The following is a 15,028-nucleotide window of genomic DNA, read 5'->3' as shown; positions in this document are numbered from 1 at the left end:
ATAATCCGGTTTAGCTCAGTTGGTAGAGCGCTTGACTGTTAATCAAGATGTCGTCAGTTCGAATCTGGCAACCGGAGCAAACAAAAGACAGACCATTGAGGCCTGTCTTTTTTTGTCGTTTTTTATAATGAAAAAAGTAAAGCGTGGTATAAAACCACGCTTTTTAATATACTGCACCTTCATAAAAACCAAATCTTGGTTTATTAAAGTCAAAATCTTTTAATTCGCTAATTTTAATAGCGTTATCACAAACGCCCCAACTCATTAAGTTAATTGGCTTACCCAAATCTTCATCTGGAATAACCAATAAAACATATTTACCTTGGCTCATGGCATATCCTAATTCCATACCTAAACCTACATCTTCTTCCTCAGGAAGATATACACCTAGCATTATGTCACTAGTTTTAATTCCAATTAAGTCATTGGTGTATGTAGCACTAGCCCATTCTTTGTCATGTAAATATTCTGGATGTTCATCAACGCGAATACCTTTGTATTGATTTTGGAGTGGGACATAACTATGTTCCAAATCAATAGTTGGATTTTCTTTTAATGCAGTCATTGCAGCATCATATGCCTTAGTTTGCTTTTCATTAAACCAACCTGCACCAAAATAAAGTGTTCTTGTTCGTGTCATTTTTCTTTCCTTTCAATATTCTCTAAATTAACTCTATCATGAATTAATTTTAAATCTAGTCTTGATATTAAAAAAATAAAAGTACACATAACATATGTGTACTTTTATTTCCCTATTGTAAGTAGATTCTTCTTAGATCAATAATATCTTTATTTGAAAGCTGAATCACATTATGGAGATAATCATTTATTGAACCGTAGTTTTTATTAATAACTGTGATTGCATGGTTGAGATATTCTGGATGAACTGTTTGAATATCTTTAATAGATTGTAATAAATTATCACTGGCGCCTTTTTTCTTTTCATCAATGAGTAAATTCTCAACAAAAGACTTTGTGGTGATATTGGTTAATAAATAATCTTTCTTTATTGTTTCAAGTGGGACTCCAAGACTTGATAACAATAAAAACGCTCCAAAGCCAGTCCGGTCCTTTCCCGCAGTGCAGTGAAATAAGACAGCTTCGTTTTCGTGTGTATTTGACAAAAGAAATTTAAAAAAGTTTTGATAAGCATGACGAGCTGTTGCAGAGTGAATCATGTCCTCATAAGCTAATAGCATGTGATCAAATCCAAATTGTGGATCCTTTTCTGCTTCTGTTTCAAGGGCATCAATGCTTTTTGATGAATTTGTCAAATCGTCACTGAATACTGGATTAAAATCATATTGAACGTTTTCAGGAATTCGGTCTGGTTGCTTTTCTACTTCTTCTTTTGAACGAAAATCTATATCATACTTAACGCCGTAATTTGTTAAATAGCTACGATCATCTTCTGATAAATCCGCTAAGTGCCCAGATCTCAATATTTTATGAAATTTTATTTTCTTACCAGATATCGTTTCATATCCACCCAATTCTCTGAAGTTTCGACCATTGGTAATATTAATTAACTTGTTTGAAAAATTAGTTTCCAAAAAATGCCCTTCTTTCTAATCTATTGGTATTAAATTTTACCAACAAAATTGTTGTGCTACAAGATAATAAGTTTGAATAAAATATGTTAAAATATATTTAAAAGTAAAACGCTTTCTTAGGAGATGGAAATTATGGCTAACGATTATAAAACTATTTTAGTTCCAGTTGATGGTTCTGAAGCTGCGGAAAGAGCTTTTGACAAAGCTGTAAAAATTGCAATTGAAAATGGAGGAAAGATTGATGTGTTAAATGTAATTGATACCAGACAATTCATTGGTGAAATGCAAGATACATTAATTAGTGGTGATACTATTTATCAAATGACTCAAGACTCTGAAAATTACTTAATAAGTTTAAAGAAATGGGCGAAAGATAATTTCGATTTTGATAAAGTTGATTACCACATTCGTTATGGCAGCCCCAAGAGAATTATTTCATATGATTTTATCAAAGATAATCATAATGATTTGATTATCATGGGAGCAACAGGTTTAAATGCCGTTGAAAGAATGCTGATGGGGTCAGTTACTGAATATGTTAATCAACATGCAATGGCTGACATATTAATAGTACGAACTGACCTTGAAAACAAAAAAATAAATAAGAAAAAATAGTTAAATCCGAACGATACAAAAAAAGCCTCTTTCTAAGGAAAGAGGTTTTTTATTTAAAATTGATACCTACCAATAACGGTAAATAAATATTTGGCAAAATTGATACTTTTCACTTGGAAATGTATCTAGTTTCTGTTATTATATCAAATAACGAACATTTTGACTTTTGATAAGGAGGAAATATGATGTTAATGCTAGCTTTTAATAAAGAAGTAGAAGTAAGCAAGAACCTCGTATTTTCTCGCGAGGTTTTTGTTCGTGTCTATATTTAAGATATTATCAGACTTAGTATTAATAGCATGCTATTAATATTGAGTCTTTTTTAATGTCTAGGGGAAATGTGTTTTTCATTATCATTAGTAGGAGGATAATATGAAAAAGTTCAAAAAAATGTTAGTTGCTGGGCTAGCTCTTGCGTTGGCAACAGTAGCAACTGCTTGTGGTAGTAAGTCATCCAGTTCATCAAAAGATGGCTATACCCCAAAGAGTTTGACAGTTCAATTTGTTCCTAGTCAAGCTGCAGACAAGCTAGAAGCTCGTGCTAAGCCTCTTGAAAAGATGCTTTCTAAAAAATTAGGTATTCCAGTTAAGATCTCTATGTCAACTGACTACAATACTGTTGTTGAAGCAATGAAATCAAAGAAAGTTGATGTTGGTTTCTTACCACCAGATGGATACGTATTAGCTCATAAGCAAAAAGCCGCTGATGTTTTACTTCAAGCTTTACGTTATGGTATTAAGCAACCAGGTGGTGTACAAACTAAGGACTTAGTTAAATTTTATCGTGCTGAAATTTTAGTTAAGAAGGGTTCAAAGATTAAATCTTGGAAAGATCTTAAAGGTAAGAGTATTTCAGTACAGAATCCAACTTCATCAGCTGGTTACATTTTCCCAGTTGCAGAACTTAAAGAAAAAGGCCTCGATGTAACTAAAAAGGGTAATGCTAAGTTAGTTACTGTTACAGGTCATGATCAAGCAGTTTTGAATGTTTTAAATGGCGATACTGATGCAGCTTTTGTTTTTGAAGATGCACGTAATACTGTTAAAAAGGATAATCCAAAAATTATGAGTCAAGTAGTGCCAATCTACTTTACTAAGGCAATTCCTAACGACACTATTTCAGTACGTTCAGACATGAACAAAGCCTTTAGAAAGAAACTTGCTAAGGCATTTATTTCTATTGGTAAATCTAAAGAAGGTAAGAAGTTAATCGAAAGTATCTATAGTCATGAAGGTTATGACTACACTAAAGATTCTGGCTTCAATATTGTACGTAAGTACGATAAAATTGCTGGAGAATAAGCATAAATTTATTTATAAGGAGTTATAGTCGATGGCAGACAAGCCAATGATTCAATTAAAGAACGTTACCAAAGTATATGACAATGGTACAGTCGGTTTAAATAAAATTAATCTTGATATTAAAAAAGGTGAATTTGTTGTAATTGTCGGTTTATCAGGTGCTGGTAAATCAACTTTGATGCGTTCTATCAACCGTCTTCACGATATTACTGAAGGTGATATTTTAATTAATGGTGAATCTATTACTAATGCACGTGGTAAAGAATTGCGTCTTATCCGTCGTAATATTGGTATGATTTTCCAAAGCTTTAATTTAGTAAAACGCTCAAGCGTTTTAAGAAATGTTTTAACTGGTAGAGTGGCATATTATCCATCATGGAAATCTACTTTTAATTTATTCAGTAAAGAAGATAAACAAAAAGCTTATGAAGCTCTTCAAAGAGTTGATATGGCTGATAAAGTTTATTCAAGAGCTGATGAATTGTCAGGTGGGCAACAACAACGTGTTGCAATTGCACGTGTATTGACTCAAAATCCTAAAATTATTTTAGCTGATGAGCCAACAGCTTCTCTTGACCCTAAGACAAGTAGAAGGGTTATGCATGACCTTAAAATGTTGAATGAAGAATTTGGTATGACTGTTGTTGCCAATCTCCACTCAATTGAGCTTGCACGTGAATTTGGTAAAAGAATTATTGGTATTCGGGCCGGTGAAGTAGTATATGATGGTGCAGTAGAAAATACTCCACAAGAAGTATTTGATGCTATTTACAGCGGAAAAACCAAGGAGGAAATCAATGGCTAAGCTTGATCAAGAAATGATGGAACTGCCTAAAAAGAAGTTTCAATTCTGGAATCTGGTTTGGCTAGTTGTTTTCGTTGGTGGATTAGTTGTTTCTACAATAGAAACTAATACTAGCTTATCTGCTTTTTTAAACAACTTCGGACAATTTGCTGAAATTTTCACACAAATGGCACAGCCAGATTGGGGATATACTTCTACTGCAATTCCTTATTTAATTGAAACCATTAAGATGGCTGTTTTAGGGACAGTTATTGGTTCAGCAATTGCATTTGTATATTCATTGTTGATTGCCAGAAATATCATTAAAAACAAGTATGTTACAGGTGTGCTTCGTTTCATTATGAATATTATAAGAACTTTACCTGACTTACTTCTTGGTGCAATTTTTGTTGCTGTGGTAGGTATTGGACCAGTTGCAGGTATTTTGGCATTATCTGTATTTACTTTTGGTGTGGTTGTTAAGTTATTTTATGAAGCAATAGAAACTATTGACCCCGGTCCAAGTGAAGCAGTGATTGCTTGTGGTGGTAATAAGCTTAATATGATTTCATTTGCTGTTATGCCACAAATTTTGCCATACTTTATCAGTTATACACTCTATGCTTTCGAACTTAATGTTCGTGCTTCTACAGTTTTAGGTTATATTGGTGCTGGTGGTATTGGTCTTTACCTTAAGCAAACACTCGATATTTTCGACTATGCAAAAACAGGGACAATTATTATCGCAGTCTTTATTGTGGTATTAATTATCGACTATGTATCATCTAAGGCAAGGGAGGCATTGATGAAATAATGGATACAACATTTAAGCAATTGCCTGCAAAGCCAGTATCTGCTAAAGCACGCTTTGCTCACTGGGCACTTACAATTTTCACCATTGCACTCATCATTTGGTCAACAACTGGTATTAATTTCTCAGGAATTAAAGCTACTGCTGGGCAAATTACCGGGGCAATTTTTAATGGACTTATTCATCCTGATTGGTCATATATTTATAATGGTACAGGGGAAGATTTGGTTTCTCAATTATGGGAAACTTTATGTATTGCTTTTTTAGGTACTTTTATCTCTGCAATTATTTCAATTCCCTTTGCGTTTTGGGCAGCTACGACTAAAAACAAAAAGTGGTATGCTTCTCGTTCAGGAAAATTTGTTTTAACTTTTATCAGATGTTTCCCTGAAATTGTTTTGGCTTTAATGTTTATTAAAGCTGTTGGCCCTGGTTCTGCTGCTGGGGTACTAGCATTAGGTTTCCACTCTGTAGGGATGTTAGCTATGCTATTTTCTGAAGCAATAGAAAGTTTGGAAGATGGTCCAAATGAAGCAGTTATTGCTTCAGGTGGTTCTAAATGGAATGTAGCGATGTTTGCTACCCTTCCTAATTTAATGCCTGCTTTAATTTCTAATACTTTGTATCGTTTTGACGTTTCTGTCCGTTCAGCTTCTATTTTAGGTATTGTTGGTGCCGGTGGTATTGGTTATCCTTTAACTATTGCTTTAAATTATCGTCAATGGAATCGTGTAGGTATTATCTTAATTGGTATTATTGTTATGGTTGTTTTAATTGACTGGATTTCTGGTGCCATTCGAAAGAAATTAGTATAAAAACTATTAACTTCAAGCAAAGAGAGGGTCGATCCTCTCTTTTTTTGTTATAATATGAAATGTATTTTTAGGAGGTTCTGCATGGAAAGTTTAAATACTATAAAATTAGCTGATGAACTAACTACTAAGCAAGATGATATTTTAGCTGATACTACTAAGTTAAATGCTGAAGCTATTTATCAACTAATTGATGAATTAAAAGTTTTGAAGCACCCAATTCAAGAATACTTTGAAATGAGTCAAGATGAGTATTATTCTATTGAAAGTGATCATCAACTTACACTTTTAGACATGAATAATAAACTTGTTGATCTTCATGACCGTATTTTAACTAACCACGTAGATGGTTATGTTGATAAAGATGAAATTAATTTGACTTATAATCATGAAAATCCATACGAAGATGGCATGTATGATAAAGAAAATGATTTTCACGTTTTAGCTTACAGCTTGAAGGTTATTAGTGCTGTTATGGCAGTAGCGCCACAAAAGTTAACTGAAATTATTTCTAAAGATGCTGTTCTTTCATTAGGACTTGCAGTATATGCTTTAAAGCATAATGCATAAATAGTGACTAAGATCTGCATTTGCAGGTCTTTTTCTTTTAGGAGGGTTTAGTGTGCTTGGTTTTTTCGCAAAAAAAATTGCTCAGGTATTAAATAATCATAAACAAGAAAATAATAATGATACTGACCCAATGCAAAAATTTCTTAAAGTTGGCGAATATTCAGTTGGAGCGCAAGAGAATACACCAGATGGTGGTGATTATACTTTAACAGTTTATAAAGATGATCATGGAATTTTACATCAAGCGTTAAGTCCAGAAGAGTCTGATAAGTTAGCTGCGACCTATGTTAGACGTTTTGATAGTCGGCTTGGAAGATTTCGAGCATTTCAAAATAGAAAAACGGGTGTTAGATATAGCGTTACAGATTATTTAGATACCTTTTTAGACCAAATTAAGCCACAGATAAGAAGTGGGAATAATTCAATAAATATTGGGGTTTTGACCGATACTCACTATAAAGCTACTGATTCAGTTGATTTTTATGGTAATAATGGCTTAATTCATGTTAGAGAGTTTAACCATCTTGAAAAGTCTGGGCTACTTCATCTAAAGGCTCATTTAGGTGACTGGATTGACGGGTCAGATGCTGGTTTAATTGGCGAAAGCGAATTAATCAAACTACGTAATAGTTTTAAGAGTACCCGAACTCCCTTTGCCATTATTAAAGGAAATCATGATGAAAATGATAAATTTGATGAGCATCATGATTTAAAGGCTAGTTTCCCTGAAAATGAATTTGAGAAAATTATGTGGCCTATCATGTATGCGCAAAAAGAATTAAAATATGTTTCACGATATCATGGAGTGGCCTATTTTGATAAAGATGATTTAAGAGTGATTTTTGTTAATACTTCAGATGTTCCTTATATATTAGATGAGCAAGGAAAGAAAAAATATGATACAAAGTTAACTCTAGCAATTCGAGAAGATCAGGTTGAAGAATTAATTGAAATTCTAAGCAGTTCTAGTGGTAAAAAAATTATTTTACTTAGTCATGGAAATCCGATAAATCGAAAGGGTGGCAATGCACTTAAATATAATGGGCGTTCGCTACATGAATTATTGGTTGCCTTCAATCAACGTGAAAAAGGGAGAATGCATTCACATAATGTCCCACCTGAATTTACATTAAGCAATGATTTTGACTTTACCAATGTAGAAAATGCTAAAGTGATTGCATATTTCTGCGGTCATCGTCACGTTGAAGATCAATTCAGAATTAATGGTATTCAATATATTTTATTTAACTGTTCAGCTTTAATGGGGCCAGGTCATGCATTAACTACTAAATATAATAAGAATTGGAACCGTCAAATTGACGATATTACTGAATTTGCAGGCTATGTAGTAAACGTTGATTTAGTAAAAAGTCAAATACAAGTCTTTGGCTATGGAGCAGCCAGTTTTAAGAGAGTTTTTAGTATTTAATTTTTCTAAAGATATGCTACAAAATTCAGTTTTTAGCATATAATGATATAGTTATCTTGTAACAATTTTGTAAAATTTATAAAAAAAAGAGAAGGACAGGTAATATGTGCGGGATTGCTGCGTTTTATAACCCAGAAATTAATGATAAACAAGCTGCCATTGGTAAAATGATGGAAGCAATTAAGCACCGTGGCCCTAGTTCCGATGGGATGTATACTAACGATGTAATGGCCTTGGGATTTAGAAGACTATCAATTATTGATCTTCGTGGGGGAACCCAGCCAATTTTTAATGAAGATAAGTCTAAAGCAATTATTTTTAATGGCGAAATTTACAACTATAAGCCAATTAGAGAAGACTTGATAAAAGCAGGCCATACCTTTACTACTAAGGCAGATACTGAAGTTTTACTTCATGGATATGAAGAATGGGGAATGGCTGGCTTATTAAAAAAGGTAAGAGGAATGTTTGCCTTTATCATTTGGGATGATGAAGAAAAGTCAATGTATGGTGCGCGTGACTTCTTTGGAATTAAGCCAATGTACTACCAAAATAAAGACGGAAAATTATTAGTAGGTAGTGAATTAAAGAGCTTTTTGGCTTATCCTGATTTTCAAAAAGAGCTTAATGTAGAAGCTGTAAAGCCATACTTGATGAATCAATATAATGATTTGAAAGAAACTTTCTTTAAAGGGGTCTACCGTTTCCCAGCAGGTCATTATTTCAAATTTAAAGATGGCCAGATGGACATTAAGCAGTATTGGGATGCAGAATATAAAGAAAACAATTTAAGCTTTGAAGAAACTCTAGATAAAATTAACGAAGATCTCAAAGAAACTGTAGAACTATATCATAATGCAGATGTTCCAGTAGGTGCCTTTTTGTCTGAAGGTGTAGATTCAAGCTTTGTAACTAGTTTGCTTAATCCTGATGATGTTTTCTCAATCAGTTTTGATGATTCTACTTATGATGAGGCTTCAAAAGCTAAAGCTTTAGCTGATATTAAAGGGTGGCATTTCTTTGCAGATAAAGTAGATGCTGATGAAGCAATGAGAGATTTTCCTGAAATGCAATATCATATGGATGAACCAGATGCTAACCCATCTATTATTCCTTTATGGTATCTCTCAAAATTAGCTCGTAAGCATGTTACTGTTGCATTATCTGGAGAAGGTGCAGATGAATTATTTGCAGGTTATGTAAATTATGGCATGCATACACATAACAATGTGATTAAGGTCTTTACTTCAGGCCTTAAAAAGTTACCTAAAGGAGTAAAAGTTAGTTTAGCTAAGGGTATTAAGAAAATGCCTAATTTTCCAGGTAAGGTACATATGTACACTAATTTGGCTAAACCAAGTGAATTTTATGTTGGTCAATCAGTAATTTATGATATGGATCACCCAACAATCTTTTCAAGTGATGATGCTAATAGTATGCTTCAACCAACTTATCGCAATGAATTAACTACTAATGGCCTTTATCAGGAAGACTTTAAGAAAGTTAAAGACTTAGATAATGTTAAGCAAATGCAATATATTGATTTACATCACTTTATGTTAAATGATATTTTGCAAAAAGCTGATAAAATTTCAATGGCCCACTCTCTTGAGTTGCGTGTACCATATCTTGATAGAAAGATTGCAGAATTAGCTAACTCTATTCCTACTAAGTATTTAGTAAATAAGCATGATACTAAGTATGCTTTGAGAAAAGCGAGTGAACGAGTTTTACCTGAAGAATGGGCTAAAAGACCTAAGTTAGGTTTCCCAACACCAATTAAACAATGGCTCAAAGAAGAAAGATTTTATAAACAAGTTCGTAAACTTTTCTGTGAAGATTTCGTTAATGACATTTTTGAACAAGAAAAGATTATTGATTTGTTAGATGAAAACTTTAAAGGTGATGGTTCTCATCGTCGTCAAATTTGGGCAATTTATACCTTTCTTGTTTGGTATAAGCTATACTTTATTAATTACGAAGAAACAGTTAAAAAATATCAACATGTACAACCTGAAGTTGCGGCATTAATTGAACAAGGTAAGTTAGTATAATATAAATGTCTATATCTAGTAGAAAACCACACTAAATAGTGTGGTTTTTTCTATACAAAAAAATTTAGAATTTGTTTTGCTAGGTGCAAAAAGTATGAGAGTAGTGGTTTTTGCTAACTACAATATATATTAGCGCCAAAAATTTGTAATACAATATCTTGTGCTTTCGTGCTATTATGTATCTATAATGATTATAACTTATGAGAGGAACCGGACACATGCTTAAAGAGACGCCTAGTAAAAAGATGATTGTTGAAGCTATGAAGAAGCCACAATATCTTGTAAAAAGAGATTCAACCAAAACTAATTTTGAAACTTATAAATTAGATTTAGTAATTCATAATTTAAAGCTTGAAGATCATGAAGTTGAAATTTTAAAGGCGATTTTTTCTGATTTAGCAATGAAAGATACGGTTTCAGCTGCAGAAGTTGCAGAAAGCTTTGTTGATAATTTAACTAAATTAGGTTTTGTAGATGAAGCTAAAGCATATATTGAATATCGTAAAAAAGACGATGCTGACTGGAAGAAACAAATTGATACTAAAGCACGTTTAAAGAGAATGATTGAAGGTGATCCTTCAATTGTTAACGAAAATGCCAATAAAGATAGTGAAATCTTTTCAACTCAACGTGATTTGACTGCTGGTACTGTTGGTAAAACTGTAGGTCTAACAATGATGCCCGAACATATTGCTAAAGCTCACTTACGTGGTGATATTCACTGGCATGATTTGGATTACACTCCACTTTCACCAATGACTAACTGCTGTTTAATTGACTTTAAAGAAATGCTTACTAATGGATTTAAGGTTGGAAATGCCTTTATGACTAGCCCTAATTCAATTGGTGTTGCTACAAGCCAAGTTGCACAAATTATTACTCAAGTAGCTTCAAGTCAATATGGTGGCTGTTCATTTGATAGAGCTGATGAAGTTTTAGCACCATTTGCTCAAAAGAATTACGATCACCACTTGGAAGAAGCCAAAGAATTCATTGACGATGAAGAAAAGGCTAAGGCTTTTGCTAAAAAGCGTACTCAAAAAGATATCTATGATGCAATGCAAAGTCTTGAATATGAAATCAACACTATGTTTTCTAGTCAAGGTCAAACACCATTTACTACTTTAGGTTTTGGTTTAGGTACAAATTGGATTGAAAAAGAAATTCAAAAAGATATCTTGAAGATTCGTTTAGCTGGTTTAGGTAAAGATAAGCGGACAGCTATTTTCCCTAAGTTAGTCTTCACTTTAAAGAAGGGCTTAAACTTAAATCCAGGTGATCCTAATTATGATGTTAAGGAAATTGCTTTGGAATGTGCTACTTATCGTATGTATCCAGACGTTGTAAGTTACGACACTATTAAGCGTCTAACTGGATCATTTAAAGCACCTATGGGTTGTCGTTCATTCTTGCAAGGTTGGAAAGACAAGAATGGCAAAGAAGTAAATTCTGGACGAATGAATTTAGGTGTTATTACCTTAAACTTGCCAAGAATTGCAATGGAATCTCGTGGTGACAAGGATTTATTCTGGAAAATTTTTGAAGATAAGGTTCAATTAGTTCATGATGCAATGAATATTAAGGCTGCAAGATGTCGTGAAGCTAAGCCAGAAAATGCACCAGTATTATATGAAAACGGGGCATTTGGTAAGCGATTGAAGCCAGATGAAGATGTTAACCAATTATTTGAAAATGGTCGTTGTACTGTCTCATTTGGTTACATTGGTTTGTATGAAGTAGGTACTGTCTTTTATGGCCCTAATTGGGAACACAACAAGGAAGCTCATGACTTTACAGTTGAAATTGTTAAACGGATGCATGATTGGTGTGCATATTGGGAAAAGACTGAAAAGTATCACTACCACTATTCTGTTTATTCAACACCATCTGAAAGTTTAACTGATAGATTCTGTGTGCTTGATACTGAAAAATTTGGTAAAGTAAAAGATATTACTGATAAAGAATACTATACTAATAGTTTCCACTATGATGTGCGTAAACATCCAACCCCATTTGAAAAATTGGAATTCGAAAAAGATTACCCTCCATATGCTGCTGGTGGTTTCATTCACTACTGTGAATATCCTAACTTAAAGCAAAACCCTAAAGCCTTGGAAGCTGTATGGGACTTTGGTTATGATAAAGTTGGTTACCTCGGTACCAATACTCCAATTGATCGATGCTTCAAGTGTGGCTTTGCAGGAGAATTTAAAGCCACTGCTAAAGGTTTTGAATGTCCAGTATGTGGAAACCATGATCCTGAAACTTGTGACTGTGTAAAGCGGACATGTGGTTATTTAGGTAACCCACTTAAACGTCCAATGGTTCATGGTCGTCATGAAGAAATTGCTCACAGAGCTAAGCATATGAGTTTAGGTATGGTAAGAGATCAAGCACAAGAAGAGGAAAAAATTCAAGATGCCAAGTAGAGACCAGAATGCTCAAGAAGGACCAGATATTCGTCATAATTACATTAAAGTAAATGTTGGTGGAGATACTATTTTTGTTGATAGTAACCAATATTTGCCTAATATAAAAAAAGATCGTGCAGCGAGAAAATTGCGTAAGCATAAACCTAAAGATCCTAAACCAAAAGAATGGTTAGCTAGTGAACATTCACTTCAAAAAATAGCTGACTATAAACCTTTTAATTTTGTTGATGGTGAAGGTGTACGGTGCAGTTTATATGTGTCAGGGTGCTTGTTTGACTGCCCAGGCTGTTATAACTTGGTTGCCCAAAACTTTAATTACGGTCGCCCTTATACGCAAGAATTAGAAGATCAAATTATTAAAGATATGTCTGAAGATTATGTACAAGGTCTTACTTTACTTGGAGGAGAGCCATTTTTAAACACACAAGTATGTTTAAAGATAGTTAATCGTATTCGTAAAGAATTTGGACACAAAAAGGATATTTGGTCTTGGTCAGGATATACTTGGGATGAATTGATGCAAGAGTCAGAAGATAAGCTAGAACTATTGTCTAAAATAGACATTTTAGTTGATGGCCGATTTGAAGAAGATTTAAAGGACTTAACTTTACAATTTAGAGGTTCGTCTAACCAAAGAATTATTGATGTGCCAGCTTCTTTTAAGGCAGGAAAAGTTGTTATTTGGAAAAACTTGGTTCACTAGGTGGGAGTATGGAAGAAAAGCAATTGAAATTAGTGGACGAAATAATCCAAAAACTTCAAACTGTAATTGATCCAGAGTTATATGTTGATATTGTAAATTTAGGATTAATTTATGGAATAGATTTAAATGATAATAATGATTGTACAGTTACGATGACTTTAACTGTTATGGGTTGTCCTTTAAGTGGCGTTTTAGATAATGCAATTAAAGAAGCCGTTTTGTCGATACCTGAAATTAAATCTTGTGAAATTAAACTTGTATGGTCTCCTGCTTGGAGTGTAGAAAGAATGTCAGATGCTGCAAAAACTCAGCTAAATGTATGGTCTAAGGACTTATCTAGTTATGATAGTTCGAATAAAAAGATAGATTTTTCTACTCCAGTAAAAAAATATATTGATAAATATGATGACTTTTTAGATTTACTGTTGGAATTAGGTTTTGATCATTTTAAAATACCCAATATGGTGGAAACCGTTGGCAGAGTGATGACCCTGAAACAAGCCTCGCAAGCAATGAAAGTTAGCTTGCCTGCTGTTAAAGAACGATTAGAATCTGCTGGATACCAAGTGATTTGATAAAAAAGAGTGTTAGTGAAAAACTAACACTCTTTTTTATGTCATTAAGCGTATAAATTAAGAACTCATTACCAATTGTAGCATGAAAAACTTTATAAAATAAGGCTTTTATTTGCAGATGGAGATGCTAAAATGTAACTCGATGAGGTTAGAGTTATTTTAGGGAGGGCTTATGAAAGTATTAAAGAAAATTGCTACATTAGTAACATTGGTTATAACTATGCTGACAGTTGTAGCATGTTCTAATAATAAGAAGAATACGACATCTTCAGTTAATATTCCTAAAAAAATTAGTAAAAAAACTACGATTACTTTTTGGAATGCGATGGTTGGTCCCTTGCAAAATAATTTGCAAGAGTTAACTAAAGAATTTGAAAAACAAAATCCTAATATCAAAGTTAAATTGGAATATCAGGGTTCATATGAAGATATAAAATCTAAAGTGCAGAACACATTACAATCTCCAAATAATTTACCTACTATTGCACAGTCTTATGCAGGGTATCTTTATACGGCTGCGCAGGGAGGCTATTTACAAGATATGACTCCTTACATTAATAATACTAATGTTGGTTGGGGAAGTGTGAATAAATCTGATATTAATAAAACCTTACTTGAAGGGGCTCAAATTAATGGGACTCAATATGGCATTCCTTTTAATAAATCTGTAGAAGTGCTTTACTATAATAAAACTTTGTTAGATAAATACGATATTTCTGTACCTAAGACAATGGCTGAATTAAAGACAGCTGCAAAAAAGATTTATGAAAAAACAAATCATAAAGTTGTCGGTGCAGGTTTTGATAATCTGAGTGCTTATTATACTGATGGGATGAAAGAAGAAGGGTATAATTTCAATAGTAAAATTAATTTTGCAGGTTCTGCATCCAAAAATGTTATCAAGTATTATGCAAATGGAATAAAGGATGGCTATTTCATGATAGCAGGATCACAAAAGTATTTATCTGGTCCATTTGCTAATGAACAAGTTGCGATGTATGTCAGTGCTAGTGCCGGTGAAGCCTACGGGAAAAAGGGTCTAAATGGAAAATTTGAATATGGAGTAGCTAATAGACCATCTAAATATAATATGGCTCGTGGTAGTGACATTTATATGTTTAAACATGCAAGTTCTATGCAAAAAGCAGCAGCATTCAAGTACATTAAATTTTTAACTTCTAAATCAAGTCAACTTAAATGGGCAAATGCAACTGGATGTATTCCTGTAAATAATGAAGCTGTAAATTCAGCTGCTTATAAGAATTCTACTTCAATTAAATCACCTGCTGTTTTAGAACAGGCATTAAAGAGATTACGCGTGGTGCTAGTTAAATCGTTTTAGTTAATAAAAAAGTCCAATCTTGTTAGACTCGACTTGTAAATAGTAA

General features: G+C 33.2%; 13 protein-coding genes, 1 tRNA gene and 1 pseudogene. 13 read left to right on the top strand and 2 right to left on the bottom strand.

Going from position 1 to position 15,028, the window contains the following annotated elements; translation table 11 throughout:
* Nucleotides 1-4 precede the first annotated feature (4 nt).
* A tRNA-Asn gene (locus tag ETI37_RS07465) sits at nucleotides 5-77 on the top strand.
* Nucleotides 78-163: 86 nt separating this feature from the next.
* Here the strand turns inward: ETI37_RS07465 and ETI37_RS07460 are convergent.
* Nucleotides 164-640 (bottom strand): nucleoside 2-deoxyribosyltransferase, encoded by a 477-nt coding sequence (locus ETI37_RS07460; RefSeq protein WP_006585973.1) that lies wholly within the window; start codon nucleotides 638-640, stop codon nucleotides 164-166.
* 112 nt (nucleotides 641-752) lie between these two features.
* Nucleotides 753-1,553 carry a tyrosine-protein phosphatase gene (locus ETI37_RS07455; protein ID WP_006585972.1) on the bottom strand — a complete coding sequence of 267 codons (801 nt, stop codon included), beginning with the start codon at nucleotides 1,551-1,553 and terminating at the stop codon, nucleotides 753-755.
* A 132-nt stretch (nucleotides 1,554-1,685) separates the two neighbouring features.
* Between ETI37_RS07455 and ETI37_RS07450 the strand changes: the two genes are divergently transcribed.
* From ETI37_RS07450 to ETI37_RS07395, 12 genes and pseudogenes are all read left to right on the top strand, one after another.
* Entirely contained in the window at nucleotides 1,686-2,168 is a 483-nt protein-coding gene (locus ETI37_RS07450; RefSeq protein ID WP_022091100.1) for a universal stress protein, read from the top strand.
* 372 nt (nucleotides 2,169-2,540) lie between these two features.
* Complete coding sequence (locus ETI37_RS07445) at nucleotides 2,541-3,470, top strand: phosphate/phosphite/phosphonate ABC transporter substrate-binding protein (RefSeq protein ID WP_006585970.1); 930 nt, start codon at nucleotides 2,541-2,543, stop codon at nucleotides 3,468-3,470.
* A 31-nt stretch (nucleotides 3,471-3,501) separates the two neighbouring features.
* Complete coding sequence (gene phnC, locus ETI37_RS07440; RefSeq protein WP_006585969.1) at nucleotides 3,502-4,275, top strand: phosphonate ABC transporter ATP-binding protein; 774 nt, start codon at nucleotides 3,502-3,504, stop codon at nucleotides 4,273-4,275.
* Nucleotides 4,268-5,068: a phosphonate ABC transporter, permease protein PhnE gene (gene phnE / locus ETI37_RS07435; protein ID WP_006585968.1), complete on the top strand. Its 801-nt coding sequence runs from the start codon at nucleotides 4,268-4,270 to the stop codon at nucleotides 5,066-5,068. Before phnC ends, phnE (ETI37_RS07435) begins: the two co-directional genes overlap by 8 nt.
* Entirely contained in the window at nucleotides 5,068-5,880 is an 813-nt protein-coding gene (gene phnE, locus ETI37_RS07430; protein ID WP_006585967.1) for a phosphonate ABC transporter, permease protein PhnE, read from the top strand. The genes phnE (ETI37_RS07435) and phnE (ETI37_RS07430) overlap by 1 nt, the downstream gene beginning before the upstream one ends.
* 81 nt (nucleotides 5,881-5,961) lie before the next feature.
* On the top strand, nucleotides 5,962-6,447 hold the full coding sequence (locus ETI37_RS07425; protein ID WP_022091097.1) for a hypothetical protein: 486 nt from the start codon (nucleotides 5,962-5,964) through the stop codon (nucleotides 6,445-6,447).
* Nucleotides 6,448-6,523: 76 nt separating this feature from the next.
* On the top strand, nucleotides 6,524-7,876 hold the full coding sequence (locus ETI37_RS07420; RefSeq protein ID WP_048588377.1) for a metallophosphoesterase family protein: 1,353 nt from the start codon (nucleotides 6,524-6,526) through the stop codon (nucleotides 7,874-7,876).
* Nucleotides 7,877-7,980: 104 nt separating this feature from the next.
* The gene (gene asnB / locus ETI37_RS07415) at nucleotides 7,981-9,930 is read left to right on the top strand and encodes an asparagine synthase (glutamine-hydrolyzing) (RefSeq protein WP_006585964.1); all 1,950 of its coding nucleotides are present in this window, start codon (nucleotides 7,981-7,983) and stop codon (nucleotides 9,928-9,930) included.
* Between the two features lie 218 nt (nucleotides 9,931-10,148).
* Nucleotides 10,149-12,359 carry an anaerobic ribonucleoside-triphosphate reductase gene (gene nrdD / locus ETI37_RS07410; RefSeq protein ID WP_006587612.1) on the top strand — a complete coding sequence of 737 codons (2,211 nt, stop codon included), beginning with the start codon at nucleotides 10,149-10,151 and terminating at the stop codon, nucleotides 12,357-12,359.
* Nucleotides 12,349-13,065, top strand: a complete 717-nt coding sequence (gene nrdG, locus ETI37_RS07405) for an anaerobic ribonucleoside-triphosphate reductase activating protein (protein WP_006585962.1) — start codon at nucleotides 12,349-12,351, stop codon at nucleotides 13,063-13,065. Before nrdD ends, nrdG begins: the two co-directional genes overlap by 11 nt.
* A gap of 8 nt (nucleotides 13,066-13,073) precedes the next feature.
* A complete protein-coding gene (locus ETI37_RS07400) occupies nucleotides 13,074-13,640 on the top strand; it encodes a metal-sulfur cluster assembly factor (protein WP_034535776.1) in 567 nt (188 codons plus the stop codon).
* Between the two features lie 172 nt (nucleotides 13,641-13,812).
* A pseudogene (locus tag ETI37_RS07395) lies at nucleotides 13,813-14,970 on the top strand (extracellular solute-binding protein); the annotation flags it as partial.
* Between the last annotated feature and the right edge of the window lie 58 nt (nucleotides 14,971-15,028).

The organism is Lactobacillus mulieris, assembly GCF_007095465.1.
Lineage (GTDB): Bacteria > Bacillota > Bacilli > Lactobacillales > Lactobacillaceae > Lactobacillus > Lactobacillus mulieris.
This window is presented reverse-complemented; position numbering and strand designations above follow the sequence as displayed.

Bases quoted from the DNA above. Each gene is read 5' to 3' on its own strand.
- phnE (WP_006585967.1), top strand. From the start codon at position 5,068: ATGGATACAACATTTAAGCAATTGCCTGCAAAGCCAGTATCTGCTAAA.
- nrdG (WP_006585962.1), top strand. From the start codon at position 12,349: ATGCCAAGTAGAGACCAGAATGCTCAAGAAGGACCAGATATTCGTCAT.
- phnC (WP_006585969.1), top strand. From the start codon at position 3,502: ATGGCAGACAAGCCAATGATTCAATTAAAGAACGTTACCAAAGTATAT.
- ETI37_RS07400 (WP_034535776.1), top strand. From the start codon at position 13,074: ATGGAAGAAAAGCAATTGAAATTAGTGGACGAAATAATCCAAAAACTT.
- ETI37_RS07425 (WP_022091097.1), top strand. From the start codon at position 5,962: ATGGAAAGTTTAAATACTATAAAATTAGCTGATGAACTAACTACTAAG.
- ETI37_RS07450 (WP_022091100.1), top strand. From the start codon at position 1,686: ATGGCTAACGATTATAAAACTATTTTAGTTCCAGTTGATGGTTCTGAA.
- phnE (WP_006585968.1), top strand. From the start codon at position 4,268: ATGGCTAAGCTTGATCAAGAAATGATGGAACTGCCTAAAAAGAAGTTT.
- nrdD (WP_006587612.1), top strand. From the start codon at position 10,149: ATGCTTAAAGAGACGCCTAGTAAAAAGATGATTGTTGAAGCTATGAAG.
- ETI37_RS07445 (WP_006585970.1), top strand. From the start codon at position 2,541: ATGAAAAAGTTCAAAAAAATGTTAGTTGCTGGGCTAGCTCTTGCGTTG.
- asnB (WP_006585964.1), top strand. From the start codon at position 7,981: ATGTGCGGGATTGCTGCGTTTTATAACCCAGAAATTAATGATAAACAA.
- ETI37_RS07460 (WP_006585973.1), bottom strand. From the start codon at position 640: ATGACACGAACAAGAACACTTTATTTTGGTGCAGGTTGGTTTAATGAA.